Origin of the sequence: Pricia sp., from assembly GCF_041745955.1 — a bacterium.
Taxonomy (GTDB): Bacteria; Bacteroidota; Bacteroidia; order Flavobacteriales; family Flavobacteriaceae; genus Pricia.
The window spans coordinates 1-1,667 of sequence record NZ_JBGTHY010000462.1 but is presented as its reverse complement, the minus strand read 5'-3'; the positions used below and the strand labels follow the sequence as shown (position 1 = coordinate 1,667).

1 protein-coding gene and 1 pseudogene are annotated in these 1,667 nt (G+C 47.6%); one reads left to right on the top strand and one right to left on the bottom strand.

What is annotated here, in order from left to right; genetic code table 11:
* A partial coding sequence (locus ACEW8S_RS16335) for an exo-beta-N-acetylmuramidase NamZ domain-containing protein (protein WP_373519185.1) occupies nucleotides 1-1,284 on the bottom strand: 1,284 nt, incomplete at its 3' end.
* 15 nt (nucleotides 1,285-1,299) lie between these two features.
* Between ACEW8S_RS16335 and ACEW8S_RS16330 the strand changes: the two are divergent.
* Nucleotides 1,300-1,667: pseudogene (locus ACEW8S_RS16330) on the top strand (ABC transporter permease); the annotation flags it as partial.

The window sequence follows — 1,667 nt, the reverse complement described above, 5'->3', positions numbered from 1 at the left end:
GAAGACTTTGGTTTTGTCAACGGCATTGGTGTAGGCATCGATTACCCATTGCAGCGAAACTTCTTGCATTCTCGGTACTTCGGATAAGTCTTTACCGAAGCATTTTTTGCCTTCTTCTTTCGGCGTTTTAGAACCGAAATTTGGTAAAGGTGTATATGTAAAGCTATATTGAGTGCTATCTAAAAAGGAAGCCCCGTAGCGCTGGAACTGGAATTCGGTGCCCCGACCGGCATTGACATTTGTGCCTTCAAAAAGCCCCAAACTGGGATATAGGGTAATGGAAGTATCATCGGGCAGGTTGGGCGATGGCCGTATCGGTAAGTGATATTCGGTATTGTGGGTCCAGTTTTCTAAGGGAATTACGGTCAGGTCGGCCTTTCTTTGACCTTCCAGCCATCCTTCTTCGTTGATCATTTTGGCGTACTCGCCGATGGTCATGCCGTAGACTAGGGGAATTTCGTTCATGCCCAAAAAGCCGGTATGCGCGGCTTCCATGGTGGGGCCGTCCACGTAGTTCGCGTTGGGGTTGGGCCGATCGAGAACAATGATGGGCACATTATTTTCGGCACAGGCCTCCATGACCAATTGTAGTGTGGCCAAAAAGGTGTAAAAACGTACTCCGACATCCTGAATATCGAAAAGTACAATATCAAGGTCTTTCAATTGTTGCGTGGAAGGCTTCCGATTTTTTCCATAGAGGGAAATCAAGGGCAGTCCCGTTTTTGCATCCACGCCATCTTTTACTTTTTCACCTGCATCCGCCTCTCCGCGAAAGCCGTGCTCGGGGGCGAAGACTTTTTTGATGGCCACATCCAACGACAATAGGGAATCTACTAAATGCGTGTAAGGTGTTTCGGGCGTGTCTGCCAACGAGGTAGCTCTATTGTGTTTGGTTTGTTCATTGTCTGCTTGCCGCCTAGAGAGGTTTTCCGAATCTTGTTTTCCGTCATCTGTCACCGGTATATTTTCATCGATCATCGGTGTCCCATAATCCGTCGTATCTCTAGGTTCTTGGCTGCCTACCGGTGATGCAGGGTCCATATCCGCTACTTCCCTAAATATTACACTCGTCTGATTCGCCACCACACCCACCTTTTTCCCTTTGAGTAGCAAGAGATATTCCTCTGTTCTATTGGCGGCAACAATGACCGGCTCCGGAACAAGGGAATCCGTTTCGACTAACGCGATCTCCGGCTTGGCCTTCTCGGATTTAGATGGGTTTCCACAGGCGCAGACTCCCAAAAACAAAATGAAAAACGTACTTTTGACATTAACTGTGTTCACGATAAAAACCTTGGATTGAATTTTGAATATTTCTTGGCCAAACGCCTTATCAAGGGCGCAGCGCATAAAGTTAGTATTTCCGCACCGATAATAAAAATAGCGATCGCGGCTATCGCTTTAGGTGTGGTTATGATGCTGGTTGCCATCTCCACGGGCGTAGGGCTGAAATATAAGATCCGGGAGAAAGTGGCGGCGTTCAACGGGCACATACAAATCTCGAATTATGACAACAATGCCTCGGACGTTTCCGTGGTGCCAGTTTCGTTAGATCAGGATTTTTACCCGGAATTCAAATCCGTCGATGGTATTGCCAACATACAAGCGGTGGCCAGTAAAGGTGGAATAATTCGCACCGAGGATAGCTTCGAGGGCATCATCGCCAA